The sequence below is a fragment of the Neptuniibacter sp. QD37_6 genome (genome assembly GCF_047778085.1).
In the GTDB taxonomy this organism is placed as follows: domain Bacteria; phylum Pseudomonadota; class Gammaproteobacteria; order Pseudomonadales; family Balneatricaceae; genus Neptuniibacter.
Map to the genome: position 1 here is coordinate 958148 of NZ_CP180550.1, position 25394 is coordinate 983541.

Below are 25394 nucleotides of genomic sequence, written 5' to 3' on the forward strand. Positions count from 1 at the left end.
GGCAGGGAAATGACAGAATTATTAGGCGAATGGCATTTGCAACCTCAGTTGGAAGAAGCGCGTAGAGTACGTGAAGAACTCGGCACGCTGCTGGAGCAATTGGAGTGTAAAAACAGAGACGCATTCTTGTTAGCGACTGCAGAGTTAATCGTTAATTTATCGCGCTACCCTGATCCAAAGCCTACAGAAGTTGTTCTGACATTAATGCGTGATCAATTTGATTACTGGCTAGAACTGCGTGATAACGGCCCGAGCTTTAGTCAGTTTAGTCAGATGCTTGATGATCCGGAGGATCTAATCGCTGCTGAGAGCGGTATGGGGTTAAAGCTATTAGCCCATTACTTTGATGATATGCACTATGTACCAGCCTGTTATCGTGATGATGCCTGTAACGTCATGGTCTTGCGTCAAGCAAGGCCACAGGCCGAATCAGCCCTGACCGTGCTTGTCGTTGATGATGATCCTGCTTATCGCTTAGTGATTGAGCAATACCTACTATCTCAATATAAAGTGCTGAGCGCAGCCTCGGTGGCAGAGGCGTTTCAAGCTGTTCTTAAATATAAACCTGATCTGGTGGTGTGTGATATCCACATGCCTCAAGCAGACGGCCCAGCTTTATTCGATAAAATCTCACACATTCCTGATGTTGCTGATACCGCATTTATCTATGTGACTGGTTGTATCGAACCGGAACTTCTCAACAAAGCCCTAAGGCGTCCGATTGATGATTTGCTTACCAAGCCCGTTAGTAGGGAACAATTGCTGAATACGATTCAAAGAGTCGTCTGCAGGCGAGAGCATCTTAGTGCGCAGATACATCAAGAGGTAGATCAAAAGGTCACGCTTGGATTACGACCAAGTCTTCCCAAGAAGATCCCGGGTTATGAGATCGAGCTAAGAACCGTCAATCCAGAAGCGGGAGGCGGGGACTTAGTACAGTTTTATCCACAGAAGGATTGTTCTCTATTTCTATTTGCCGATTTAATGGGGCATGGCCTTTCAGCGAAAGGGTTCTCTTACGCCCTTGCTGGCTATTTAAGAGGGCTTTGCTCTGCTTACTCTTCGATGGGGATAGAATTACCCGCCTTGTTTAATCAATTAGCTTTAGGTTTTGATGAAGATCCGGTCCTCAAAGAAACCTTGGCTACTATGGCGGCAATGACCTTATCACCTGAGGGCAAGGTAGCCATTATCAATGCCGGCCATCCGAGCCCTATCTTGTTTAGTGATACCGAGATAAAAGACATTGAGGCTAAGTCGCCGATGCTCGGTATGGGGATTGAGGGGTATCAACAAACGTGCTTTTCTCTAGAGGTCAGCGATAGGGTTTTGCTCTATTCAGATGGTTTTAACGACGCGGCGGTTGAGATGCCAAAAGAGCTAAAAGCAGCTATTGAACGTAGTCGTCAATTACCTTTAGCGGCAGCGGCTGATCATCTGTTGCAAGCACGTTTGAACCTGTCTGCTCCTGATGATGATCTAACACTGATCTTGCTGGAACGGGTGGATAGTTAGAGCTCCTGATTCAATAAAGTCATGTGACTAAAGCGTTCTCGGAAGTAACGCATAAGTTTGGGAAATCTTTTTTCAAACCGATAGCTCTCACGGATTAATTCTTGTTGTAGAGACGGGGCGAAACGGTCATTCATAATGATCCCTGCCAGAATAGCTCCACTATTTTTTAACGTTTCTCTTGCTTCATCAACCTGTGATTCAGTGGTTCGCCCGGTCACAATATTTAGCAGAGTTGCTTTGCTTGCTGAACAGATAATATCCACTGGCAGATGGTTGTCGTTTTGAAGTTGTGATTTTTCAGTGAGAACCGGAGCACTGTCGCAGATAACCATATCGAACAGATTTAGGCAGCTGTTAAAAAACAGTTTCAATGTTTCTAGATCCCTAAATTCGACACAATGGCTCGATTGCACTGGGCAGTTTAAAACCATCAAGCCCGGTACATCGGTTTCTTGTGCAGCATGTTCCCAGTGACCGGTTAAAGGTAACCACTCAGTATTTGTAAGTGACAGCCAAGTAACTAGCTGTGGGCTACTAGGATTGAGCTCTATCAATAAAACCCGTTTACCTGCGTTTGCTGCCCTTGTGGCTACGGCTAAGGCTAGGGAGGTATTGCCTGCGTCAGATTGGGTACTGCAGATGGTAAATTGCTGTAGATTCTGACGCAGAACTCTCGCGTATACGGTCTCTATTGAGCTATGTCTATGCAAAGCTAACATCTCTTTTCTCCTTTACAGACCTACTAATGTGGCAAACGATATAACAGTGACTGATTCCTGTAAGGTGCTGACAAATCGATACCAAGTACTTTGTTCTCGACCTGGTACATATAATGTGTCGCCTGAGCGTATAACTGGAAGGTCGCGATAATCACCTGTCTTAGCGAAATCGACTAGGTCAAATAGACGCGAATGTGCTTCACCATCGATGCGGTTAATCACCATGATTCGATCCTGCAATGCGCTGTTCAATGGGCCACCGGCTTCGGCTAACAGATCCAAGACGGTCATATTGTCATCAAAGCTATAGCGACCTGGACGAGCAACCGCACCTAGTACTCTAACTACGGTTTCTTTTGGCTTTTCCAACCATGCTCGGTCACGTTTCGGGATAAAGATCACATCTTCGTTCTTCACTGTAGGCAGTAGAGTTTCATCACCTGTCTGAAAATAGTTGTGCAGATTAAGATGGCTTACTTCAGTTTTACCCTGTTTACGGTGAGTAATACGCACACTGGATAGATCAGCCAAACCAGTAGGACCTTGTGCAGCAGATAAGATATCCAGAAAGTTAAGTTCGTTGTTAAATGCGTAGCGTCCTGGAGCACCGACTTCACCAAAGATATAGATGGAGCGCTCACTAGACTGTCTTACCCATTGTGAACGGTTGTCATTTGGATCTTTTGGCAGTTCTGGAATCACCACGGTATCGCCAGCGCGAATACGTGGGATTTGACGGATATCACCGCCTTTATCGAGGAAGTGTTTTAGATCAAAACTCACCGATTCAGTGACGCCGTTACCACGATTCTGCAGAATCTGTAGGTGAGCTGTATCGGCACTGGCAATAGGGCCACCGGCATGGGCAATCAGATCCATCATGGTCATCTCTGATGCCCACTCATAGCGACCTGGTCTTCTTACCGCACCGATAATTTTAACGGCTCTATTTGGATGTACCTTTAACCAGCTTTTTTCGTTCATATCGGTTTTTTCGGGCACTAGAATCGCATCGCCAGGTAGAATTTCAGGTAAGTGACCGCGGCGCTGGCCATCGACATAACCCTGTAAGTCAAAAGGAACGACTTGACCATCGGCACGGATAATTCGAATCTGACGAGTTTCAGCAAAGCGTGTTGGACCACCTGCCGTAGCTAATAGATCGTAGAAACCGCTTTCTTCGCCCATCTCCATCGCACCTGGTTTAAATACTTCACCCATGACATAAACCGTACGAGAGCCGCTTTGAACTTGCTCAGTTGCTTGTGGGATAAAAATTACATCACCTTGATGAATTTCAGGCATCAGAGCAGGGTTACCTGTATCAAGATACTCACGCATGTTGAATGGGAAAGGCTGGCCATTGTGGATAACACGAATCTGCTCAATACCGGCATAGCGTGTTACGCCACCTGCACGCATGATCAGATCCATTACTGAGGCTTTGTCTTTATAGGCAAAGGTACCTGGGCGATGAACCTCACCAAACACTTTTACGGATTCACCATTTTTACCGGCATCGCCAGAAGCCGTTAAGGTACGTGCATCGAAATCAACCTGAACATTACCGATCAGTGGAGATGCTGGCACAAAGATCACATCCATAGGATTAAGATCAGGCAGAGAGCTAGGATCCCCACTGTCTAAATAACGTTTATAATCAAATTCGATCAGCTTATTGTTTCTGCGGATCTGCAATTTGTTAAGTTGCGCTCCTTGTGCAAGACCACCGGCTTTGTTAATTGCCATCTGGACGTTGGAATTAATAGGAAGATCTACTGCACCTGGCGTTTTTACATAGCCTAATACAGTGACTGAAAGGCGGCGTTCCTGCAGAGAAATATCAAATTTTGATAGATCCTTATAAACGCTTCCAAGGCGATTTTTAAGTAGAGCGCTAGCTTCGCTTAAGCTTCTTCCTTCGAGGTTGATCGCACCTATCTCAGGTAAAACCAGCTGTCCCTGTTGATCCAACTGAAAGCTCTGTTCAAATGCGCTTTCACCAGGCAATTTTATCTGAATCATGTCGCCTGGACGAAGTGTTTCAGCCCATAGGTTCCCACTGAAAAATAGCAATAAGATGAGTATTCTGATTAGAGGGATCATATGCATGCCTCCTGAGTTTGCTGTTGGGTGCAATGGCTTTTCACTCTTAAGGAAGCAGCTTGGTTCTCTAAAATTTGCAGTAACTTTTCTGCTTGCTCTAAAGGTAGCTGTGCTTGCATAAGGTAATTTGCCTCATACAGCCTTCTGCTACGGGTGACCAGCAATTGAATCTCTTGATAGATCGCTGGATATTGGTTTTGTTTGCCATCTAAATTGTGTTCACTAATGACCGCTTCGCACTTTTTAAGCCTAGATTGCAGAGTGGGGACTTCGTTTTTAATTGGGAAACGCTCAGCCACTCCGCCTTCGCCTTCCGGCACTAAGTAGAAGCAGCCGGAAGAGGTCAGTAGCGTTGTGTGTAACAGTAATAGTGAGATCAATTTCATTGTTCCGGCCTCAATGCTGAACAGTGATAGATTGATCAATACGCAGGTGTTGTAGCAGCTCTAGAGGCTGGCCATGAACACCACAAAGGCTCAATGTTCGTTCTTTGGAACGTAAGCGTTTGAATAAGAAGACAATGGCACCAATACCGGAAGAATCAATAAACTCAATTTTTCCTAAGTTAAGTACTACGTCAGATTGATCCTGAATTAATTCATCGAATTTTGGTCGAAGAATTTCTACGGCAAGGGCATCTAATGATCCTTCAATCTCTAGATGTAGTTCATTTTGTACAGCTTCTAAAGTTGGCATAACGATTCTCCTTATGTCAGTTATAACTAAGAAGGAGCAATCCCTATGCCAGAGAGGTAACGTTATGATTTTTAAGGATTTAATTTTTTGTTTGATCTGTTGTGATGAGAATGTAGTTCACTATTCTCATTTTGAGAATCAAATTGTAAAACCTATTTCGATCGTTATATTGGTGGAATTGGGTGAGCTCAGAGCTAAAGGTTTGGGTTAACTCTGAGCGCTTATCCTGTGTCCATGCTTATTGCCCCCGTCCACAAACCATTACGATGAGGGTTTTAAACATGATGCTCAAATCCGAACGGAGCCAGCCAACTAAACTTCCAAGGCTGAGTGCGTAGGCATGATCGAAGGCAACCTTCGAGCGGACATCATCGATGGTGCGGTCGTAACCTTGATTAACCTGAGCGAGGCCAGTGATACCAGGTTTGATCCCCCAAGTTCGTTCTGCAAAGAATGGAATAGCTTGCTCTAGCTTTTGATAGAAGCCAGGACGTTCTGGACGCGGGCCAATCAGTGACATATCGCCTTTAAGGACATTAAAAAACTGTGGCAGCTCATCCAAGCGGGTTTTCCGTAAAAAGCGTCCTACCGGTGTAACTCTTGGGTCATCTTCGGTAGCCCAAGTGGCCCCGGAAATTGCTTCTGCATCTAAGCGCATGGTTCGGAACTTATACATCCAGAAGAGCTCTGTTTTTTCGCCATTGGCATGTCCAATGCGTAGCTGCTTAAACAGAATAGGGCCGGGAGAGCTAATGTAAGTGGCCAATGCGATAAAAGGGTATAGAAGCAGGCAAATAATGAGCCCTGTGATTGCAACCACTATATCCATCAAACGTTTAGCAAAAATTACGGGTGTTGGAATATAACTGTTCATGGTGATATCTCCTTATGTGGCATTAATCTCTAACTGATTTCCAATGGCCTTTTTCTAATCCGGCTAGATAGCGAAGGCATCCAGTAAGGCCGTTGTAGTAACCGTTTATGACATAAAATCCGAGTTTGAAAGGTTTATATAAGATATGAGTTGGAGTTTTGTTTTCGGGAATCAGTGTGGATAGGCGTGCTAGTCCAATGCCTAGCAGTTGTAGTGCAGTGAAGATAGCAAAAGCATCTAGATAGAGCGCTAGCAAACCGCACAATACAAACTGAGCGAGCAAGATCAGCGGCATCAGGCCTCGTAGCGCTTTACCGGAAAAGAAGCTAAAGGCTGTTCCACCAAAGCTTGGTGATAGTAGCTTAGTTAGTCTGAGTACCTGTTGTAGGTTCCCCGCGGCGATACGAATACGGCGTTTATGATCCATATCGAGGGAAGACGCTTCTAATTCTAGACCGATTAGGTCACAGTCATATTTTCCCTCATAACCCTGCTCGATAATCTGCATAGGCAGAATAAAATCATCATTGATCGTATCTGCCTGTAGCGGAGTAAATAGGTCTTGGCGGATAAAATACAGAGCGCCATGTACACCAATCGAGCTTCCTATACTCGCTTCACCTTGTTTGAGCTTAGTTTGATAGTTCCAGTACTGCTTTTCACCCTCACTACCAGGAGATAAGAGTTTGTAGGTGGCTGCCACCAAACCGGTTTTAGGGTTATCAAAGTGGTGATTAACCAGTTTTAAAGCATCAAATGAGATCAGCGCGGAAGCATCACTTAACGCCACTATTTCGGCATCAATATTTGGAATAATTTGATTGATTAGTGCTACTTTGCCGTGGTTTTCTCGGAAGTTGAGGATATTTACGTTTAAGTGAGCTAGCTCAGGTTCTGTTAAAGCCTCGCGAGCGACTTCTGCCGTTCTATCTTTGCAGCCATCGCAGGCGATAATGACCTGAAGCTTCTCACTTGGGTAATCTAGACTGGCGATATTTCTGAGCTTATCCGCAATGAAATCAGCTTCGTTATAGGCCGGTACAAAGATGCATAGGCTTCTGTAATTTGGATCAGCTATATCCTTTTCTTGTGACGAAGGAGCTCTCTTATTCAGCTGATTCATGATCAGAGGATAAGCAATATGGTGATAGATAATTAAGGCCCAACTTAGGGCAAACAGACTCAATAGGAAGATAATCATGTTATGCCTCCTTTGGTTGTGAAAGTAGTTGGAAGTAAGCTTCAGCCGTTTTATGTAGGTTGCCTTTCTTCAAGACAAACTCTCTTGGGCTGTGGCGCTTAGGCATCAGATATTGGCGTAAAATGGCATGTTGCAGTGCTATGAGGCTTCCGGGAGGAATAAGGTCTCCCGAGTCTGGACAGACAATGGTTTTACACCCCCCAACATCGGTCACGATCACAGGTACCCCACAGGCCTGAGCTTCTAATGGTGAGAGTGGTAAACCTTCGTTAAGAGATGAGAGGCAGAAAATATCAATAGCGTGATAGAAGGGGCGGGTGTCATCTAGATGGCCTAGGAAGAACACTCGATCCCTGATACCCAGCTCAAAAGCGACATTTTTTAGATGATCGAGTAAGGAGCCATCCCCAGCTAAAGCCAGAGATAAGTTAGTATGCGTATGACTTAAGGATTTAAGCAGCAGCTCATGACCTTTTACGGCTTCCAGCCTTGCGGCACAGCCTAGCAAGGCTCCTTGTACAGGTAGGTTTAAATGCTTCCTGCTTTTTAATTTTTCGATCGGGGTTGGAGGGTTGAAGTGTGTAGTATCTACGCCGTTCTGAATAATATCAGGGCGACTATTAGGGAAGTGGTGTAACAGCTCGTTTGCTACCGCTTCACAGTCTGCAACTAGCGTGAATTTCAGGAAGCGAATCAGGTGATTTTGCAAACGTTTATTCGCGGAGGCATTCAGGTGCCAAGCATCATGTTCAGTATGGACATGAGGGAGTTTTAATAATTTGGCTGCTATACCGCCATAAAGTAAAGGGCCTATATGATGGGTATGAATAGCGGTCGTGTTGAGTTTCTTTAATGCGTTTTTCAACTGTAGGAATAAACCTAGACTGATGCCCTCTCTTTTATTAAAGAACCGTAGTTGAGATTGGTATTTTTCCAGTCTTGGCCACTCTTTTACAGCGTCTTCATAACAGCCTTCTAAGCTAAAAACATAGACGTCTGCTTTGGTGCTAAGTTGATTTAGCAGGTCTAAAGCCATGGTCTCGATCCCGCCTGGGCGGAGGTGTTGGACTATTTGTACGATTACGTTTTTCACGATGTACTCTCCTGCAATGCTAGATCTTTCATATCCTGTTCAAGCGGTGGGATCCGCACGAGCACAGGGACATTTAACATCTCGGTTAAGGTGTCTTTACGGCGAACAGTGGTATCGAGGACTTCTGCGATTACAGCGAGTCCGAAACCAAGTCCGATGCCCGCAATAACGCCGGCAATAACAAAGGCGATAAGGGGAAGGTTGATTGGTGCCAAAGGTTCAAAAGGTGGATCGATCAGCTTAACGCGTTCACTCTCTTCATTCTTACCAAGTGATCGAGTGACTCTGGCCATCTCATGACGTTCGGCTAAGTCTTCATAGATTTTTTGGCGAACCTGAATGTCGCGCTCGAGTTCTTTTAAGCGGCGCTCGTGCTGGCCGTAGCCATTCACGCGGTTTTGTAGATTTTCTATCTCTGCAGTTAAGGAGCTGACCTCTTTGCTTAAACGTTCAATATGGTCGTCGGCTTGCTGTAGGCGCTCTAACTGGGAAATAAGCAGTGGGTGTTGATTACCACCTTGTTCTGATTCATTGGTCGTTGCGGTAGTAGCGATCGCCCAAAGGCGTTCAAGTTTTACTTTATTGAGGTCGCCTTGGTTAAGAGCTTTCATACTCTTTAAAATGCGGCTGCGCTCTCTTTCTAAAGACTGTAACTGAGCAAGCACATGCTGCACTTGACTGTGCTCGTCGGTGTACCGAGCGCGAAGTTGGGTCAGCTCTGCCATCACGTTGATGATGGCTTCCTCAATTTTGCCGACTACTGGGTTCGTTTGTGATAGGCGCAACGCTAGGCTTGCTTGAGCGGCTTTAGCGCCTTCAAGTTCAATACGACGTTCAGCGATATAGGCTTTCAGATTGGATAAGCGCGCGACATTAGCACCATGCAATGCCGGTAGCTCGCTAGCGAACTCATTTTTATATTCGGCTAAGGCTTTTTCTGCTGTTTGCAGATCCGCTTTTCGGGTCTCTAATTCTTTTGCTAGGAAAGTTTCTGATTGAACGATTGATGAACGCTGCGGAGCAAGCACGCGCTCGACAAAACGCATACTGACAACAGACAACGTCTCTTTCATATGCGTTTTGTCTTCGGCTTTGTAGGAGATCTTAATCAGGTTGTCGCCAACCAATTTTGCGCTAAGCGATTTAGATAGCTCACCGATGATGTAGGCTTTCTCTTTCTCATCCATCTCTTCGGTAATCATCTCTCGCTGCCAAGCGACGCCCGCAAGAATATGGCGGCTATGTAGAAGAGCGTTGAGTGCTTCCATTCGATGGCGAAGGTTAGTCGCGATCGATAGATCCTCGAGAAATGGGTTATGTTCAGAGGCTTCTTGAAACAAGATCGTGGTGGTTGTTTCATATTTTTTAGGCGACAGAATACCGATCGCCAAACCAATAAATGGCATAAGCAAAATAGGCAGCGCGATTAAATAGCGACGCCTCCATCCCGCCCATAGGATGGACGCGATGTTTTTGACTAATGCGCTACGAATCATGGTTAGCTACCGTTAGGTTATTGGTTTTTTTGATCAGCACCTGATTTGGCGCTAATGAAGGGGATAAGCGCATATCGGTTTTCTTGGCACGCTTTTCCAGAAAGTTACTCACAGCGTTACAACGGTTGATACCTACACCGACAGCTACAAACCGATCCGAACTTTCACTCGGTGAACATTCGATACTGAGTTTTGAAGGCTGGGCATTGGCATATTCGTTGAGGTTATCTTTTTGATTTTCATCTAATGCCACGGTGTCATCTGCGAAGTGCAAAACAAGTTCACGAGGGACGTGGTTATCTGCGTAACCTTTCTCGCCGCGGGCACGGGAGAGAAGTTGATCTACGCTGATGCTTTCTTCTGCTACAGGTGCGTCTTCGGAGCCTAAAAAACCTATATCCATGGTTTTTAGTGCTGCAGTACATCCTGTTAGTGAAAAAAGGCTGCAAGTGAACAGGGTGGTTGCAATGAATTTAGAGCGCATGGTCTATCTCCTGAGCAAAATTTTGTTATTGCTCAAGAAATTGCAGCTTTCAGGCCAACCTAAATAAATTGATCTGCAAACCCCATGAATACTAGGCTTGTGTTGTTTGGATAGAGGGCTATGTAGGCAAGGTGAGCTAGGCTATTTGGGGGTTTTCTCAAGCTGATTCTCAAAATGAGAATAAGCTTGAGAGATCTTCTAGAGGCACGCGTTTTTGCGAAATTAACGCTTTCTAATCACTAAGCTACCTATGGAATAGCCTGCGCCAAAGGAGCAGATAACGCCTAAATCACCCTTCTTGAGATCGGAATGGTATAGATTGAATGCGATCAATGAGCCAGCAGACGCTGTATTGGCATATTGATCCAAGATGATCGGCGTTTCCTCTTGTGACGCTTCTCGTCCTAATAGTTTTTTACCGATGAGTTGGTTCATATTGATATTGGCTTGGTGCAACCACCAACGAGCGACTTGTTGGTTTTCAATCCCCAAAGACGCTAGTTGGGTCGAGAGGTGTTCTACGGCCATCGGGCAGACCTCTTTAAACACCTTTCTGCCGTGTTGAATAAAGAACTTATCCTGCCCGAAGGGATCGCTATCATTAGTGTAAGCAAGGTAACCAAAGTTAGAGCGAATATTGTTAGAGAAAAGCGTCACGGATTTGGTACTTAGTACTTCGTAACTCTCTTCTGAAGTACAGCTATCGGCGTTCTCCATTATCGTAGCGACAGCGATATCACCAAAAATAAAATGGCTATCTCGATCACGCCAGTTATTCTGGGGTGAGGTTAATTCTGGATTAATGATCAAAACCGCTTTCGCCGTACCTGCCGTTAACATCTCATAGCCCCGCTGCAGAGCAAAAGTGGCAGAAGAACAGGCAACCAGCATATCAAAGGCAAAACCCTGAATACCTAATGCTTGTTGCACCTCAATAGAAATAGCTGGGTAAGCTCTTTCAGTATAAGAGCAGGCGACTATCACAGCATCAATATCAGCAGCAGCCTTATTGGCTTTTGTGAGCGCTTTTTTCGCGGCTGCTACCGCCATTTCTGCTTGGTGGGAAAGCTGATCATTGTCTCGGGGTTCAATGTAAGGACGCATTCTTTCTGGATCAAGCGCGCCTTCTTTACGGTAGACAAATCGGTTTTTAATACCGGAAGCCTTTTCGATAAATTCAGCATTTGATAATGGTTTGGCTTCACGCTTTCCAGCAGCGATCTCATCGGCATATTGCTGGTTATAGTTCTCGGCGAACTGGTTATAGGCCTCTACCAATTCTTCGTTGCTAATGCTGTAGTTAGGGGTCCAAAGACCGAAACCGCTGATGACGACTGGGGAAGATATCGATTTCATAAAATTGTCTCGGCAGGGCAGGTTATAGGGCTGTATTATTTATAAAAGCCAACGGTAGATTGTCCCGTTAAAAATAGCTTATGCCATTAACATAAGCGTTATTATTTACTAGCAATTTTCTTCAGTTGTCTCAGTTGAACTTCAAAATGGCCGTTGCCAATCGGTCCCTTCTCACTATGAAAATAATTCCGAAGAGATTACTGCTACTTTCTCGCTGAAAATCTGATCAGCCACTATGGTTTGTGTGTCAGGAAGGTTTGTTGATCGTCCATCGGATAGTTAAATAACTTATGCATTTTAACTCGCCGTTCTATGGAACCTTTTCTAAAGGAGGAAAGGAGTATGATGCTTGCAAGATGGCATATAGATGCGCGTTTTGGACACAAACAAACAGTCATTGACTCACTGTCTCGTTGGTTTGATGAGATTGGTAGCCAAATAGGATGGACCTCTGACAAAGTAAGAATTGTCACAGGATCTGTAGGAGCGAAAGAGTCTGTTGTTATTTCGGAAGTGGTTATCTCCGGGTTAACTGAACTTGATGAATCTTGGCAAAAGTTAGGGGATATTGAGGCTCACAAAGCATGGAGTAAGGAGCTTGAGCCTTATATTGTCTCCGGTTCACAATATTGGGAGATTCTTAGAATTGTCTAAGGTTATTCTCCTTTCTCAGGGGAATTAGACGCGATGGTCTTTCCCCTGAAGAATCATAAGCTTTTCTTTTAGAGATTATTCAGCATCTCTTTTAAGTCCTCTGCGCGTTGAGTCCAACTTTCGCGGTTCACCCGATTACGTCGGATCTCCTTCATTAGTTCTCTATGCTTTTCGGTTTGCCCAATCTCTTCGATAGCCGCAGCAAAACCATCTGCAACATTGCTTACTTTCACTAGATCACGATAACCGTCTAAAGCCGGAAATTCTGTACTCACAACGGGGCTACCCGCAGCAAGGTACTCGCGTAATTTTAGCGGGTTACAGGCCTCAATTTGTTCATTGCGAAGGAAGGGAAGCAATCCAACATCCCAGTGCTGACTATAGCGAGGCAGCTTATGATGAGGCTTAGGGCCTAACCAAACAATATTAGGCTGTTTTAACAGTACACTGATATCGGTGTGCGCTGGGCCGATCAACACGAAGGTCCAGTGGGGTAGGCGCTTAGCAACTTCGATATACAATTCTTGGTCAAACCAGCCTGCTAGCGCACCGTAAAACCCAGCGACAGGACCATCAGGAAGGTCGGATGCACGTTCAGCGGGTTGGCCGAACATCTCGCAATCGACACCATGGGGTAATACCAAAGTTTTTCCCGCGGGGAATTTCTCGGCCAGTTTAGAGCTTGCGGCAATAATTAGCTGACATTTTTCAACTAACTCCTGTTCCATTTTGGCGACTGGTGCGTGATCCACCCCATCTAGGGCAGAAAAGTCATCACCACAATAGTAGATTGCAGCACGCTCACCCATTTTTCCCACCACATCTACAGCGGAAGGCAGAGAGGTCCACAAAAGTGGCGCTTTATTTTGCTGCGTTAAATAAGGTTTGAGCTTTTTCGTGAGTAGCTCTTTATTAACCGTCCTTGCAATAGAACTACCCGGAAATGGCAGCGCCATAGGATTGACCAAGCAGGGGTGTAAGCCGGTAAGGTTAGGTGTCGGTGCATTGAATAAGGCTTTGAGTTTATTCCAGATGCGGCCCATATCGCGTAGGTTCATCCTTGGTCTTCTTAAGCCTAAAGAGTTTACCCATAAAACTTCATTGTCTGCTAAAAGGTGCTTCATTAAGTGCTGGGTGCTACTGGGGTGTCCACCCCAGTCCTCACCAAAAACTAATAGATCGATATTCATGAGAGCTCTCCTTTAAGCCACTTTGCAAGGTTTAGGTTGAGATAGTGGTTTGATCACTTTTGCAGGAACACCAGCAGCGATCACAAACGGAGGTAAATCTTCAGTGACTACACTACCCGCAGCCACAATGGTTCCTTCACCAATTGTGACACCTTTCATGACCGTGACCCCGGAGCCTAGCCATACATCTTTACGTAGGATGATGTCGCCAATCTGATCTTCTGTATCCGGAAGGCCTTTGGCACGAGCTTTTGCATCAACTGGGTGGCCTGGGTAGCCTGCTAGAAAACCACGGCCTGCAATGCGGACGTTATCTTCCAGAACAACTTTGGTACCGACTGCGATGGTGGTTTGCCATGCGATACCTACGTTGTTGCCGATGATTAATTTCGGTGTTTCTTTACCACTCCAACGCCCCGAGAAGGTTGTTTGACCGGAGATTCGACAGCGATCACCCATGCTTATCTCTAGGCTACCTTGGACAAGCGGCATACCGCCGTAGAGGTACAATTGGCGACCTGCTTGGCTTAAGCGGGTTTTAAACATGGGAGTCCAGTAAAAGACCCGCGCGAGACCGCTGATAAATCCAGTACACAATGTGTGCCCCATACGAATGGGCTTAAACACCATATTCACAGCCGGAATTTCGAAGTTGTGAAGTGTGTAATGACAGGCTTTTAAAGTACGGGCCAGTGGATGATTACCTGCTTTAACCCACTGTTTAAGCCCTTGTAGTGTGTTCATTCTACAGTCACCGATTTAGCTAGGTTTCGAGGTTGATCCACGTCGGTACCTTTCGCCAACGCAGCGTGATAAGCGATGAGTTGTAACGCGATGGTGAACAAAATAGGCGTCACAATTGAGTGAGCATTTGGGAGAGTTACGGATTCTACTTCTAGGTCTTGTAACGAAAGTATGCTTTCTGAATCCCCTAAGAAAATACAACGTCCGCCACGACTCATGACCTCTTCCATATTGGCTTTGGTTTTATCCAATAACTCATCGTTAGGCGCGATAACAAATACCGGTGTGCCTTCTTCAATCAGGGCTATTGGGCCGTGTTTTAGCTCTCCGGCGCTAAAACCTTCGGCGTGTATATAACTGATCTCTTTGAGTTTAAGCGCGCCTTCCAAAGCGATAGGGAAGTTAGAGCCACGGCCGATAAAGTAAGCGTCTTGGCAATCTTGCATCGATGCGCCGATCGACTCGAATAGCGATTCTTGCTGTAAAACCAGATCGACCTGTGATGGCATAGTGGAAAGCTCGAGGCTTAATTTGGAGGCTTCATTTAGATCAATCTCTTTTCGGCAAAAAGCAGCACGGATGGCTAAGGTTGCTAAGACTGTTAACTGGGCAGTAAATGCTTTAGTTGATGCAACGCCTACTTCAGGCCCAGCTTGAGTTTGTATACTGAAGTCAGTCTCTCGAGCGATGGTGCTTTCTGCAACATTCACAATACTTATAGTTTTTTGACCTTGTTTCTTGGCATAACGAAGTGCTGCCAAAGTATCTGCCGTTTCGCCAGATTGAGAGATAAACAGCGAGATACCTTGTTTGCTCAACAGAGGAGAGCGATAGCGAAACTCAGATGCGACTTCGACATCAACGGGCAATTTAGCAATCTTTTCAAACCAGTATTTAGTGACCATTGCTGCATAAAAGGAAGTGCCGCATGCAATGACATTGAGTCTATCGACTTGGTTAAAATCTATCTGGGCCTCGGGGAGTACTCTCTGGGTGTGATAGAACGTATTACGTACACTATCTGCTTGCTGGTGGATTTCTTTATGCATGTAATGGCGATAGTTTTGCTTATCCTGAGAGTGGTCTTCTGCTTCGAATAACTGCATTTCTCGTTTAATGATACGGCCTGATGAGTCGACTAGACTGAACCCTTCACGATCCAAACAAGCTTGATCCCCTTCTTCTAAATACAGAATATGAGTTGGAGAACCACTGAGTGCCATAGAGTCTGAGCCTAAACTCATACCTTGCTCACTTTTACCTAAGACCAGAGGGCTACCCCGACGCGCAGCATAAACATGTTGCTCATCTTCTTTAAAAAGTACGCCTAATGCGAAAGCGCCTTGAAGGTGAGAGAGCGCACGATTAAGCGCTTTTTCAGGCTCATAGCCTTGTTGTAAAAACAGGCTGATCAGATGGGGGATAACTTCAGTATCGGTTTGGCTTTGAAAGACGAACCCTTCACTTTGTAGCCATTGTTTTAAGTCGATGTAATTTTCGATAATGCCATTATGGACCACCGCAACATCATTGTTGGAGTGGGGATGCGCGTTTAGTTCGTTGGGTTTACCATGGGTTGCCCATCGGGTGTGGCCAATTCCTGCACAACTAGATAGATGCATCTGATCAAGTTGGTTTTTGAGTTGCTGTAGTTTCCCTTCTCGTTTGACGGTAGTGATGCCATTAGGTGCAAGTATTGAGATACCTGCAGAATCATATCCGCGATATTCGATGTTACTTAATCCTTGTAATAGCTCAGGGACAATGTCGTTATGATTAATCGAGCCTACTATTCCACACATGCCTAATCTCCTGCAGATTTTTTAAAGTCATATCTAGGTTTTGCAGGACTTGTGCCATTTTTTAAATCTATTAAATTCAATAATTTAGTTGTTATGTGGAGAGGATTTGAATCTGTTTTTCGCAAAATGCGAATCACTTTGTTAATTGACGTTTTTGATATTGAGAAAGGGCGATTGCGACAGATAAAAGAATGTAGATAGGCCAAGTAAAACCCATAGTGAGGAAGGTGCCAGAAATACAAAAACCGGCCAGTCCAGCTTGCACCGACTGGGCACAGGCATAAAGAACAGGTGAGTAAGGTTGGTTAGGTTTTGGGCGGAAATGCTGGACGGTTGTCAGACTTATTTTGGCAATACTGCTAATTATCGCGATAAATAGGATGAAGCCGAGTATCCCGGTCTCGGCCATGACGCCAAACCAGGTGCTGTGAACTGCATGGTTTTTGCCATCCCAATGGGGGCTGTATTCGAAGTAGTTGGAGATAAAGTTATTAAGACCAACCCCAGTAATTGGGTGGTGAATCGCCATGCCCATTGCTGCCTGCCAAGCATAGATCCTACCCATGGCTGATTCATCAATACCTTCTTCGTGGGCACCACCTGAAGCACGATCACTCACCCCCGCAATTACAAATAAAATACTCAGTGCACAAATACCAGCACCAATCAGCAGCATTTTATTTTTGACTCTATACCAAGCAAATACAGCACCGACGGCACAAATGCCTAGCATACCGCCGCGGCTTTGAGTGGCGATAATGGCGCAAAATACCGTAAGAAATGCACACAAGCTCAGCAGTTTAATCGCTTTACCAAAGCCTGGGGTCATAAAGCTGGCTAAAGCAAAACTAGCTGGAAATAAAAGTACCAGGGATAGGTCATTCGGGTCACCTAGCATAGAGCCGATGCTACGGCCTATTGTGACACGTGTTCCTTCAACAAGCTCCAGTCCCATCTGCTTGTTATAAAGTGCCATCACGCCTACTGCGATGCCACACAACATCATGCTGAGGATCAGAACTTTAAACTGAGCTTCCTGTCGTAGTAGCCAACTAATCGCTATCAGCATGAGTGCAATTTTTACATAGGTTCCGTTTAGTGAATTAAGTGCGGCATCTCTGTTGGTTGCTAATACGGCACCGATGACGACCAAGCAGAAAAAACACATAAACAGAGATTGCTCTCGGCACCAGAAAACTTGAATGCGTTTTGTAATGAGGTTGATAGAAAGAGAACCCAGTGTTGCGATGGCGAGTAGTTGTGGGATTTTCAGTGGATAGAGCTGAGGAAAGACCTCGTGCAATCGAAAGAAAGAGAAAGCGATAAAAGCTAAGCAAAGCAAGAAGGGCAGGCGTAAACCAATCAAGACCATCAGTGGTAGTAGAGCAATGGCACTGACTGCAGGATGAGGTATGAGATACCAAGCCGCAGTGAGCAAACCTATGCATGTGAGTGCTACTAAAATTTGTGAGCCATTGCCCTCTACTCGAAAATTCATTGCTATGACCTATTTAGCATTTGTGTGGTCATACTTAGTATTTTTTTCGGGATAGGAATTAAACCCACTACAGTAGCTGTCGTGATAAAGCCCAACATGATAGCGCCATTTTGCAGTAACACTGACCAGCTTAAAGGTGCAAATGAAATCAGGCTAATACAAAGTACACCCACAGTTCCTGTGAATAGCAGGCGGCGTAATTTATATGGTAACTGTAACGAACGCTGGCTTACATAATAGGTTGCGACTAAGCGACTACCTAGGGCGAGACAAGTGGCTGCAATAGCACCCCAAGCATGGAAAATTGGAATCAGGGTTAAATAGGCGACAAGTGCGATAAAAGCTGCAGCACCATCGATTATTGCTGGACGAACAGTAGTGTTTTCGCTCATCGCGCCAAAGGCGAGTGTTGAGGTCATGTTATGCACAGCGGCTAAGGCGGCGAGCCAAGGGATAAAAGCGATGGAATCGTGATAGCTTGAAGGCGTTAATAGACGAACCATAGTAGGTCCCGCAGCAGCGATAATTAGTGCTGCGATAATGGCGATAACTACACCCAAGCTACCGATCTTGGCACAGCGATTTTTGCCATCGTCTTCTTTAAGGCAACTAAAACGGCGGGCATGCCACCATAGATCAAATGGCTGAATCAGAACCGCGGTAATCAGGCCGAATTTAGCCGCAAGGGCATATTGTGCCATTTCGGCTGTACCTACAGCATCAGCTAGAATCCACCGGTCAAAGCTACCTAATACAAAGCCCGAGATACCAACAAAAATCAGCGGGCCACCGTAAATGGAATAGGTTTTAAAGCGTGAGAACTCAAAGCTAATCCCGGTATCTTTAAGTTGTTTCCGGATCAGCCAGCTACACAGCAAAATGGCAGAGGCTAACGTTGCGCAAAGCACCCCCGTCACACCGAACCCTAGAAACAGAAGAGGCACAGCAATCGTTACCTGTAATGCTACTCGACCTGCCATTCCTATTAGGTAAGACCAAGCCATACCTGACATACGCAGCCATGCGAGGGGTATTAAAATGGTCCCAACCATAGATAAGCTGGCGAGAATGAGGCGCGTATCAAGTTCTGCTATATCTCCGGGTAGCAATCGACTGATCGGGCCAGCAAATAGCTGCCCTAAAATGAGCGCTAACCCGCCAAGGCAGATCGCCATACCAAAAATATTGGCACTGGCTTTACGTTTTTCAATCTCATTGTCGGCACTGCCAGCAAACCTGAATAAGGTTTCAGCTAGTCCCATACCGATCACAATACTTAGTAGGTCAGCCAAGGTTTGCAGAACATCGAGGCGACCATAATCTTCAGGAGTTAAAAAATGAGTAGAGACTGGCACCATGATCAAAGCCAACCCTTTAGAGAGGGCAATGGCTGAAGCGTAGATCAGACTGTGCTGAACTGCGATGGGTAAATTAGCTATACGTTTTAACATGGTAAGCCTCCTTTCATTCAGATACTCAATAATGGAGCGAATTGCAGGCCATATTTAAGAAAGTATTTAAATTCAGATGGTTAGCAGTTATTTAGTTTTTTGGGGAGCGGTTGATCAGTTTAAAAAGAAGAGGATTTTAATTTTGATTCGCAAAATGCGAAAACGGCCCGTAGGCCGTATTCGGTAGTTTTAAGGTATTCAGCTATGCTGATTTAAATGGTTTACGTCTAAGTGTGAAAAAACAGAGTAGAGCCGTTAATAAACCCGCACTACCACTGCCCAGTGAAGGTGCAGGTGCCGCCTGCATACTGATAACGGTTTCAGTTGTCGGAACGTCTGCATACAAAGCGGTTACCGGGTCTGTTCTGATACTGAAAACTGCATCATTAAAGTCATTGTCGCCATAAGGTCTTACAAGATCCTCAAAGCCTAAAATGAGATCATCTTCAGCAGATAGACTGCTCATCATGGCAACATGGCGAGAATATTCATCTGCATTATCGATAGTTGCAAAGCTATCATTCTCAGGGTTTAAGAAATCGATAGTGAACATGGCTAAAGGGTCAGAGCTGGTATAGTCCCAGCCCTTTACTTGGCTGCCATCCCAGGCGTTTTGAAGGAGGAAGAAACCGACATTAGTACCTGCTTCAAAGACAGTGCCCCCTTCCATGTCAAAATTTGTACCATCGATATTAGTGATTTCTGCACCTCCAAGTGTGACAGTATCACCTGAAAGTAAACTACCTCCCCCTCCTTGTTCTGAAACATTGTTAAAGATCATTCCTGTGTCTATACCGGATAGATTCTGTAATTCAGATATACCGATATGACCAGAGCCATCCAAATCGATGTCTCCAAAGGTTAAGCCATCAAACGCATCATCGGTGAAGGTAAAATAACCTAGAGAATTTCGATATCCAGCTCCTTCATCTAGAAAGGTTATAGAGATATGCGCATCTTCTTGCAGAGTTAAATTAGGATCATAGGATGTATCCAAAAATTCCTGATTAGCAACTGTACTCTCAGGCAGTGCAGTTTGAACTTCAGTTAACAGTCCTTCTTCAAGTTGAATATTTACTAAGGAATCAGTTTCATCCTCAGCGGCCAGGGCATTCTGCGCGATAGAAATCATCACTCCTGTGAACACCATACTTCGTATTTGATGTTTCATATCTCCTCCCATACCTGCATGCATTTAAGGTATTACTGATAGAGCTAATTAAATTGCAGCAAGAGGTGTTCCAAATGCTTAGAATTTTTAACTTATTGATTTTGTTTGCTTTGAAAGAAATTGTGGCTTTTAGTCATTCTTAAAGTAATTCTCAGAATGAGAAAATTTCGCATTTTGAAAAAGGTATTAAACGAATATGCGCGCGACCTTTTCGGCAATCTGGCAACTGCCAATTTCGATAAATGCCAAGATGGCAGGTTTAGCTTTTGCAGACGATTTGCTGGAATAAATAAACGCGGAAACGCCAGTTTTGATGCGGTCGATGGTGTAATCCAGTTGTGGGAATTCAGGGTAGATCTTTCCTCGGAAAATAACGCCAAAGCGATTCTCTTCAGTTTTAATCAGGCGTTTCAGAATATGGCTGCCTTCGGCATTCCTGAATAACGGAAGCAGGGCTATAGAGCCATCACATTGCTGATCTTGAAAACCACTGACTTTATAGGGGCCTTGGTTAGCTGCCTCGATCGTTCCTAAATATCTAAGCGAAGGGATATCTAGCGAAACGGCCCCGGCTTGCTCCTCAAGAGTGCCGACATTAATGGTTTTTAATGTTTTTAAACCGAGTGAGAAGCTGGTGGATAAAATCAGAACCAGTGGAAGTAGAATGGCCATTTTCATAGTTATCTCTCCTACGAACGCAAATTAATGTGACGATAAAGGTAAATAATTCGATGGCAGTAGCGCCAAACCCATCATGTAAAAAACTGTACCAGTCGTGATCGATCGTCATGGCGGATAGACGAAGCCCGTTAATGGTGAGCACTACTAGAGCTAAAATAACGGCGTGTTTAATATCTCTTCGCTCAAGCTCGCCATGTTTTAATAAACTCAGGGTCAACCACAGTAGCAACGCCAGAGACATATTGGTAAATGCTGAACAACCTGTAAGGACAAGTAAGCTAAAGCCGTTGGCTTGCACGATCGTATTACCTGCAACCGCAGCTTCAATCTGAAATAGGGGTAAGAACAGACTGCTAAACCAGGCATCGAAGGTTAGGATTTGGTTAGCAAATAAGGTCAGACTGAGCTGGCAGCAAGGCTCCCTAATTGCCATTGCAAACAAGATCGTGGCTGCAATTCTGTGTTTCTCCTGCAATGGGTGGCGTAACCATAACCATGCAGATGTAGCGGCGACCAGCCAACTTAATAGGGCGTTAGGAATCAATAGTAATCCGCATAAAAGAATGCCCGCATAGATATAAATGGGCGTCGTTTTTACCTTGTTAAAACGTACCTCTAAGGTCAGTCTTAAACTGATAAAAAGTACAACCCAAACAACAAAACTATGTCCTAAGCCATTAAATACTGCAGCATTGAACGGCTCACTTAATAGCGTTCGAATCACTTCTGGTAGCAGTGCATTCAGCACCGCTAAGTAAGTTAGTAATGGGAAGAACAGTGTTTCAGCTGACGCTTTGCTAGCTAAACTTCTCATAATGACCTCCTGTCGAACTTAAGGTTTAAGAAGCCTTTGTGGTGTGCAGCTTGTGCGTAGATCTCTAAAATTGAAGGGATAACAGTGCTATCGCTGTAGTACTTACAGATTCTGTGGTGAGCTGCGATCGACATGGCGGCTTTCTCTGTACCCGATTGGGTCCACCAGTTTGCAATCACTTTGCCGAGCGCGTTTTCATCACCTGCCTGCACTAACCAACCGGATTTATGATCTTCGATCAGATCAGGAATCGCGCCTAATCGATAACTAGCTACTGGGATACCTCGGCTCATTGCCTCCAGTGCTACTAAAGGCAGGCCCTCGCTTTTGCTCGAAATACAAAGCAGACCTATATCATTCCAATGTTGATCCATCTCGACCTGACCTAAGAAGTTGAGGTGGGGGTACTCGCGTTCTAAATCAGCTCTGAGTGGACCATCGCCATAGACATGGCAGGGGAGTTCCTTAGGTAATTTTTCTGTAATTCGAGCAAAAGCTTCGGGCCCTTTTTCGTCGGAGAGTCGGCCGACAAAAGCGACAGCCTTACCGCGTTCTGTTTGCAGTTTGGCGGGGGCTACAAAGTTAGCGATCTGTTGCGATGTGATAGGCAATCGAGAAGAGATTTCATCACTCACGCTAAGCACGCGGTCAGCTAAGATAGATGTGCTGTAGTCTAACCAGCTATAAAACCTTAATTTACCTTTACCCAGGTCCCCAGAATGAAAAGTGGAGATCACCGGTGTAGAGGTTAGCTTTCCGAAGATTCGTCCAATAATCCCAGCTTTATAACCATGGGTGTTCAAAATACTGGGGGAGTGTGTGAGTAGCTTATACAGCTCTTGGTAGCTACTTAAACAGCGGAATGGCAGCCCCTCTTTAGTTAACTTCTCTTTTAGAGGATGCGCGCCGAAGTCTCGCATAAATATAACTTCGCTACGGTAACCGTTTTGGTTTAACCAGCGAGTGAGGTTAAGAATATGGCTCTCGATCCCGCCTTGATGGCGACTATCAACCAGTTGATAAATAAGCCAGTCATGAATAGACATAATCCCTTCCTCCTATATCGCTGAGATTGTTCATCCAGATATCAGCAAGGCCTAGGCCATTCAAAAGCTTCTCTAGTAAAAACAGCTGGTTAGCTCATTGAGCCAATCTGAGTGGGTAAGGGGGAGCTTAAAATCAGGTTAATTAACGCAATTTGCAGAAATGTTTCGCATTTTGAGAAACAAAATGAGGCTGTGTTTTTTGGTTGTTTTTTAACTTATTGAAATTTAAGGATAAATATTTTGGCTGGCTTCTTGCTGTAACCAATACATCAAGCAAATTGGTTTCAACAGTAAGGAGAAATACTATGAAATATCTGGTCACTGGAGGCTGTGGGTTTATTGGTTCACATTTAGTAGATGCCTTACTAGCACAAGGTCATCAAGTCAGAGTATTGGATAACTTATCAACCGGTGTAGTGGACTATTTACCCGATCAGGTAGAGCTTGTATTGGGTGATGTCACCGACTTAGCCATTGTTAAAGGTGCAATGTCAGAGATGGATGGCTGCTTTCACTTAGCGGCCATTGCCTCGGTAGAACAATCCAATTCCGATTGGGTAGGCACACATAAGGTTAATCAGCAGGGCAGTGTGAACGTCTTTGAAGCAGCGCGATATTGCGGCAGCCAAGATTCTATCCCGGTAGTTTACGCATCATCAGCCGCTATCTATGGCGATAATGCTACGATTCCTTTAGATGAAACCTCAGCCCCTCGACCTATCAGTGCTTATGGTGCTGATAAATTAGGTAGTGAACACCACGCCCGAGTCGCTTGGCTCAACCATAAGGTATCCACTGTGGGGATGCGTTTTTTCAATGTTTACGGCCCTCGTCAAAATCCCTCTTCACCGTACTCTGGGGTTATCTCCATCTTTATTGATCGCATTCTTAACAACCTTCCCATTACGATCTTTGGTGATGGTAAACAAAACCGCGACTTTATCTACGTAGCCGACGTGGTCAAACACCTGATTGCTGCCATGGAAAATACCAAAGGTGAAGCATCAGTGTTTAATGTCTGCACCGGACAATCCACCTCAATTTTGCAGCTAGCACGAACCCTATCGATGGTGGCTGGAGTAGAAGTGAACATCGAACATAAGCCAGCCAGAACCGGCGATATTGCAACTTCATTAGGCGATCCAAGCCGTGCATCGGCAAGGCTAGGCATACGCGCTGATGTTGGATTAGGCACAGGTATGGCCTTTACCGTTGAAGCGATGAAAGGTGATTCATTAAAAGAGACCGGTTAATACTACAGAACACAATTCTTCCAGCGAACTTGGTAAGTCTAATTTTAAATACTGTGCAGAGATCAGATTTAAAGTGGGGCTTACCTTTTTTATTTAGGGTGTTTGAGATTTGATAAAGTGATGAGCCCCTGATCCGCCCAGAAAGCCTGTAGTAGGGCGGTTTAAGACGATTGATAAATTAGCAATTATGATTGGCTCTTTTTCCATTCATCTGTAAGCATACCGGCAAAACCCCAATCCTCTTCTTCAATTTCCTGTATGACAATATGGGTATGTTCAGGTTTTTTGCCGAGTACCCTTTGTAGAGAGCCAGTAATGTCTTTAACAATTTCTGCTTTTTGTTCTCGAGTGACACCTTTGGTGACTTGAACATTTACATAGGGCATTTAAATCTCACAGTTATCAGTGTTGGATTGAATTCACAGAGACATTTTATCGGTAAAACAACATCTACAAGCTAGTAGAACGAGCAAGGTAGCATAGAGAGGGAGGGAGCTCTATTGATGAAGGTTTGAACCTTAAGGTATTAGAGCGTTACATCTGTCTCTTTGATAAATTGCATTCCAAATTTTGTAACCCTTTAAATAAAAGGGGAATACATCGAGATTTGTTACTAACTCTCCAAAATAAGCGACAGGTTTTTGACTGGATAAATTGCTAAAATACTGCGCAATTTGAGAAAGAACGAATATAGACAAGAGCCCGAGTGATTACTGATGGATACTCCCAGCTGTGAATACGGCGTAAACGACAACTCATACAAAATGGCAGGTGAGATAGCTGGCCTAACTCAGTTAGTCGATGACTTTTACCAATTTATGGATGAACTGCCAGAGGCGCAGACCATCCGTAAAATGCACCCAGACGATCTTACCGAATCACGAAAGAAACTTGCCTACTTCCTATCAGGCTGGTTAGGTGGCCCTAAGCTCTTTTCTCAAAACTACGGCTCTATTCGTATTCCCCATGCTCACAGCCATTTTCCTATTGGGCCAGAGGAGAGCGAAGCGTGGATTCTTTGCATGCAAAAAGCGGTTGCGAAACAGCCCTACGAAGAACCATTTAAGGTTTATCTGATTGAACAGCTTCGTGTTCCCGCAGAAAGAATTACCCAAGCCTGCCGCAGATAAACGTCCTGCAGTAACGCTTTCATTTAAAAGAATTTTTACCACTTTTTGAGCTTATTTAATGATCAAACTACTTCGCATCGTCAGCCTTCTCGAAGGCCTCTCTTACATAGCCATCTTAAGCGTCACACTTGGGTTTATCAGCCGAGATTATGTATCCACACTCGGCATGACCCACGGCATCCTATTTATGATCTACGTAATTCAGGTGCTGAATATCTCACACAAAGAAAACTGGACTTCAAAACAACAGCTAGGCCTGATGTTAGCATCGGTAATTCCATTCGCTTTTATCCCAGCTGAGATCTACCTGCGGAAATTAGAGCAGAGTAAACAGCAAGAGAAAGAAACGACTACGGCCTGAAGAAGTTTAGGAATGAGGATTAAAGGGCTCTGACTCCCTTTAATCCCACGAAATGGTGT

Annotated in this window: 25 protein-coding genes; 5 read left to right on the forward strand and 20 right to left on the reverse strand. The window is 44.8% G+C overall.

Annotated features, from left to right (window positions below; genetic code table 11):
* Window positions 1-9: 9 nt before the first annotated feature.
* Complete coding sequence (locus ACMXYO_RS04285; protein WP_415887272.1) at window positions 10-1515, forward strand: SpoIIE family protein phosphatase; 1506 nt, start codon at window positions 10-12, stop codon at window positions 1513-1515.
* Here ACMXYO_RS04285 and ACMXYO_RS04290 read toward each other — a convergent pair.
* The 10 genes from ACMXYO_RS04290 to ACMXYO_RS04335 form a co-directional block, all read right to left on the reverse strand.
* On the reverse strand, window positions 1512-2234 hold the full coding sequence (locus ACMXYO_RS04290; RefSeq protein WP_415887273.1) for a hypothetical protein: 723 nt from the start codon (window positions 2232-2234) through the stop codon (window positions 1512-1514). The two genes, ACMXYO_RS04285 and ACMXYO_RS04290, sit on opposite strands and share 4 nt — an antisense overlap.
* Window positions 2235-2246: 12 nt before the next feature.
* Complete coding sequence (locus ACMXYO_RS04295; RefSeq protein WP_415887274.1) at window positions 2247-4340, reverse strand: SLBB domain-containing protein; 2094 nt, start codon at window positions 4338-4340, stop codon at window positions 2247-2249.
* Complete coding sequence (locus tag ACMXYO_RS04300; RefSeq protein WP_415887276.1) at window positions 4337-4726, reverse strand: hypothetical protein; 390 nt, start codon at window positions 4724-4726, stop codon at window positions 4337-4339. Before ACMXYO_RS04300 ends, ACMXYO_RS04295 begins: the two co-directional genes overlap by 4 nt.
* A 10-nt stretch (window positions 4727-4736) precedes the next feature.
* Window positions 4737-5036: an STAS domain-containing protein gene (locus tag ACMXYO_RS04305; RefSeq protein ID WP_415887277.1), complete on the reverse strand. Its 300-nt coding sequence runs from the start codon at window positions 5034-5036 to the stop codon at window positions 4737-4739.
* Window positions 5037-5274: 238 nt separating this feature from the next.
* Window positions 5275-5910 (reverse strand): sugar transferase, encoded by a 636-nt coding sequence (locus tag ACMXYO_RS04310; protein ID WP_415887279.1) that lies wholly within the window; start codon window positions 5908-5910, stop codon window positions 5275-5277.
* Between the two features lie 22 nt (window positions 5911-5932).
* Window positions 5933-7111 carry a glycosyltransferase family 2 protein gene (locus ACMXYO_RS04315; RefSeq protein ID WP_415887280.1) on the reverse strand — a complete coding sequence of 393 codons (1179 nt, stop codon included), beginning with the start codon at window positions 7109-7111 and terminating at the stop codon, window positions 5933-5935.
* 1 nt (window position 7112) lies between these two features.
* Window positions 7113-8204 carry a glycosyltransferase gene (locus tag ACMXYO_RS04320; protein WP_415887281.1) on the reverse strand — a complete coding sequence of 364 codons (1092 nt, stop codon included), beginning with the start codon at window positions 8202-8204 and terminating at the stop codon, window positions 7113-7115.
* Window positions 8201-9700 (reverse strand): GumC family protein, encoded by a 1500-nt coding sequence (locus ACMXYO_RS04325; RefSeq protein WP_415887282.1) that lies wholly within the window; start codon window positions 9698-9700, stop codon window positions 8201-8203. Before ACMXYO_RS04325 ends, ACMXYO_RS04320 begins: the two co-directional genes overlap by 4 nt.
* Window positions 9690-10184, reverse strand: coding sequence for a hypothetical protein (locus tag ACMXYO_RS04330; protein ID WP_415887284.1), 495 nt, complete (start codon window positions 10182-10184; stop codon window positions 9690-9692). Before ACMXYO_RS04330 ends, ACMXYO_RS04325 begins: the two co-directional genes overlap by 11 nt.
* A 222-nt stretch (window positions 10185-10406) precedes the next feature.
* Window positions 10407-11540 carry a beta-ketoacyl-ACP synthase III gene (locus tag ACMXYO_RS04335; RefSeq protein WP_415887285.1) on the reverse strand — a complete coding sequence of 378 codons (1134 nt, stop codon included), beginning with the start codon at window positions 11538-11540 and terminating at the stop codon, window positions 10407-10409.
* Between the two features lie 342 nt (window positions 11541-11882).
* Between ACMXYO_RS04335 and ACMXYO_RS04340 the strand changes: the two genes are divergently transcribed.
* Window positions 11883-12194 (forward strand): hypothetical protein, encoded by a 312-nt coding sequence (locus ACMXYO_RS04340; RefSeq protein WP_415883782.1) that lies wholly within the window; start codon window positions 11883-11885, stop codon window positions 12192-12194.
* A gap of 68 nt (window positions 12195-12262) precedes the next feature.
* On the opposite strand, the gene ACMXYO_RS04345 is transcribed toward ACMXYO_RS04340, so the two are convergent.
* The 9 genes from ACMXYO_RS04345 to ACMXYO_RS04385 form a co-directional block, all read right to left on the reverse strand.
* The gene (locus ACMXYO_RS04345; RefSeq protein ID WP_415887287.1) at window positions 12263-13384 is read right to left on the reverse strand and encodes a glycosyltransferase; all 1122 of its coding nucleotides are present in this window, start codon (window positions 13382-13384) and stop codon (window positions 12263-12265) included.
* A gap of 12 nt (window positions 13385-13396) precedes the next feature.
* Window positions 13397-14128: an acyltransferase gene (locus tag ACMXYO_RS04350; protein ID WP_415887288.1), complete on the reverse strand. Its 732-nt coding sequence runs from the start codon at window positions 14126-14128 to the stop codon at window positions 13397-13399.
* Entirely contained in the window at window positions 14125-15930 is a 1806-nt protein-coding gene (glmS, locus tag ACMXYO_RS04355) for a glutamine--fructose-6-phosphate transaminase (isomerizing) (protein WP_415887289.1), read from the reverse strand. Before glmS ends, ACMXYO_RS04350 begins: the two co-directional genes overlap by 4 nt.
* Window positions 15931-16063: 133 nt before the next feature.
* The gene (locus ACMXYO_RS04360; RefSeq protein ID WP_415887290.1) at window positions 16064-17428 is read right to left on the reverse strand and encodes an O-antigen ligase family protein; all 1365 of its coding nucleotides are present in this window, start codon (window positions 17426-17428) and stop codon (window positions 16064-16066) included.
* Between the two features lie 2 nt (window positions 17429-17430).
* A complete protein-coding gene (locus ACMXYO_RS04365; RefSeq protein WP_415887291.1) occupies window positions 17431-18879 on the reverse strand; it encodes a lipopolysaccharide biosynthesis protein in 1449 nt (482 codons plus the stop codon).
* Window positions 18880-19081: 202 nt separating this feature from the next.
* Window positions 19082-20050, reverse strand: a complete 969-nt coding sequence (locus ACMXYO_RS04370; RefSeq protein ID WP_415883788.1) for a DUF4114 domain-containing protein — start codon at window positions 20048-20050, stop codon at window positions 19082-19084.
* Window positions 20051-20236: 186 nt separating this feature from the next.
* Window positions 20237-20728 (reverse strand): hypothetical protein, encoded by a 492-nt coding sequence (locus tag ACMXYO_RS04375; RefSeq protein ID WP_415887292.1) that lies wholly within the window; start codon window positions 20726-20728, stop codon window positions 20237-20239.
* Window positions 20646-21545 (reverse strand): hypothetical protein, encoded by a 900-nt coding sequence (locus ACMXYO_RS04380; protein WP_415887293.1) that lies wholly within the window; start codon window positions 21543-21545, stop codon window positions 20646-20648. Before ACMXYO_RS04380 ends, ACMXYO_RS04375 begins: the two co-directional genes overlap by 83 nt.
* On the reverse strand, window positions 21542-22591 hold the full coding sequence (locus ACMXYO_RS04385) for a glycosyltransferase family 4 protein (protein ID WP_415887294.1): 1050 nt from the start codon (window positions 22589-22591) through the stop codon (window positions 21542-21544). Before ACMXYO_RS04385 ends, ACMXYO_RS04380 begins: the two co-directional genes overlap by 4 nt.
* A 305-nt stretch (window positions 22592-22896) precedes the next feature.
* Here ACMXYO_RS04385 and ACMXYO_RS04390 point away from each other — a divergent pair, with 305 nt between their 5' ends.
* Window positions 22897-23844, forward strand: coding sequence for an NAD-dependent epimerase/dehydratase family protein (locus ACMXYO_RS04390; RefSeq protein WP_415887296.1), 948 nt, complete (start codon window positions 22897-22899; stop codon window positions 23842-23844).
* Between the two features lie 185 nt (window positions 23845-24029).
* Here the strand turns inward: ACMXYO_RS04390 and ACMXYO_RS04395 are convergent, their stop codons facing one another.
* The gene (locus tag ACMXYO_RS04395; RefSeq protein ID WP_415883793.1) at window positions 24030-24230 is read right to left on the reverse strand and encodes a tautomerase family protein; all 201 of its coding nucleotides are present in this window, start codon (window positions 24228-24230) and stop codon (window positions 24030-24032) included.
* A gap of 330 nt (window positions 24231-24560) precedes the next feature.
* On the opposite strand from ACMXYO_RS04395, the gene ACMXYO_RS04400 reads away from it, so the two are divergent.
* Complete coding sequence (locus ACMXYO_RS04400; RefSeq protein WP_415883794.1) at window positions 24561-24974, forward strand: group II truncated hemoglobin; 414 nt, start codon at window positions 24561-24563, stop codon at window positions 24972-24974.
* A gap of 58 nt (window positions 24975-25032) precedes the next feature.
* Window positions 25033-25335, forward strand: a complete 303-nt coding sequence (locus tag ACMXYO_RS04405; RefSeq protein WP_415887297.1) for a DUF3817 domain-containing protein — start codon at window positions 25033-25035, stop codon at window positions 25333-25335.
* Window positions 25336-25394: the final 59 nt, after the last annotated feature.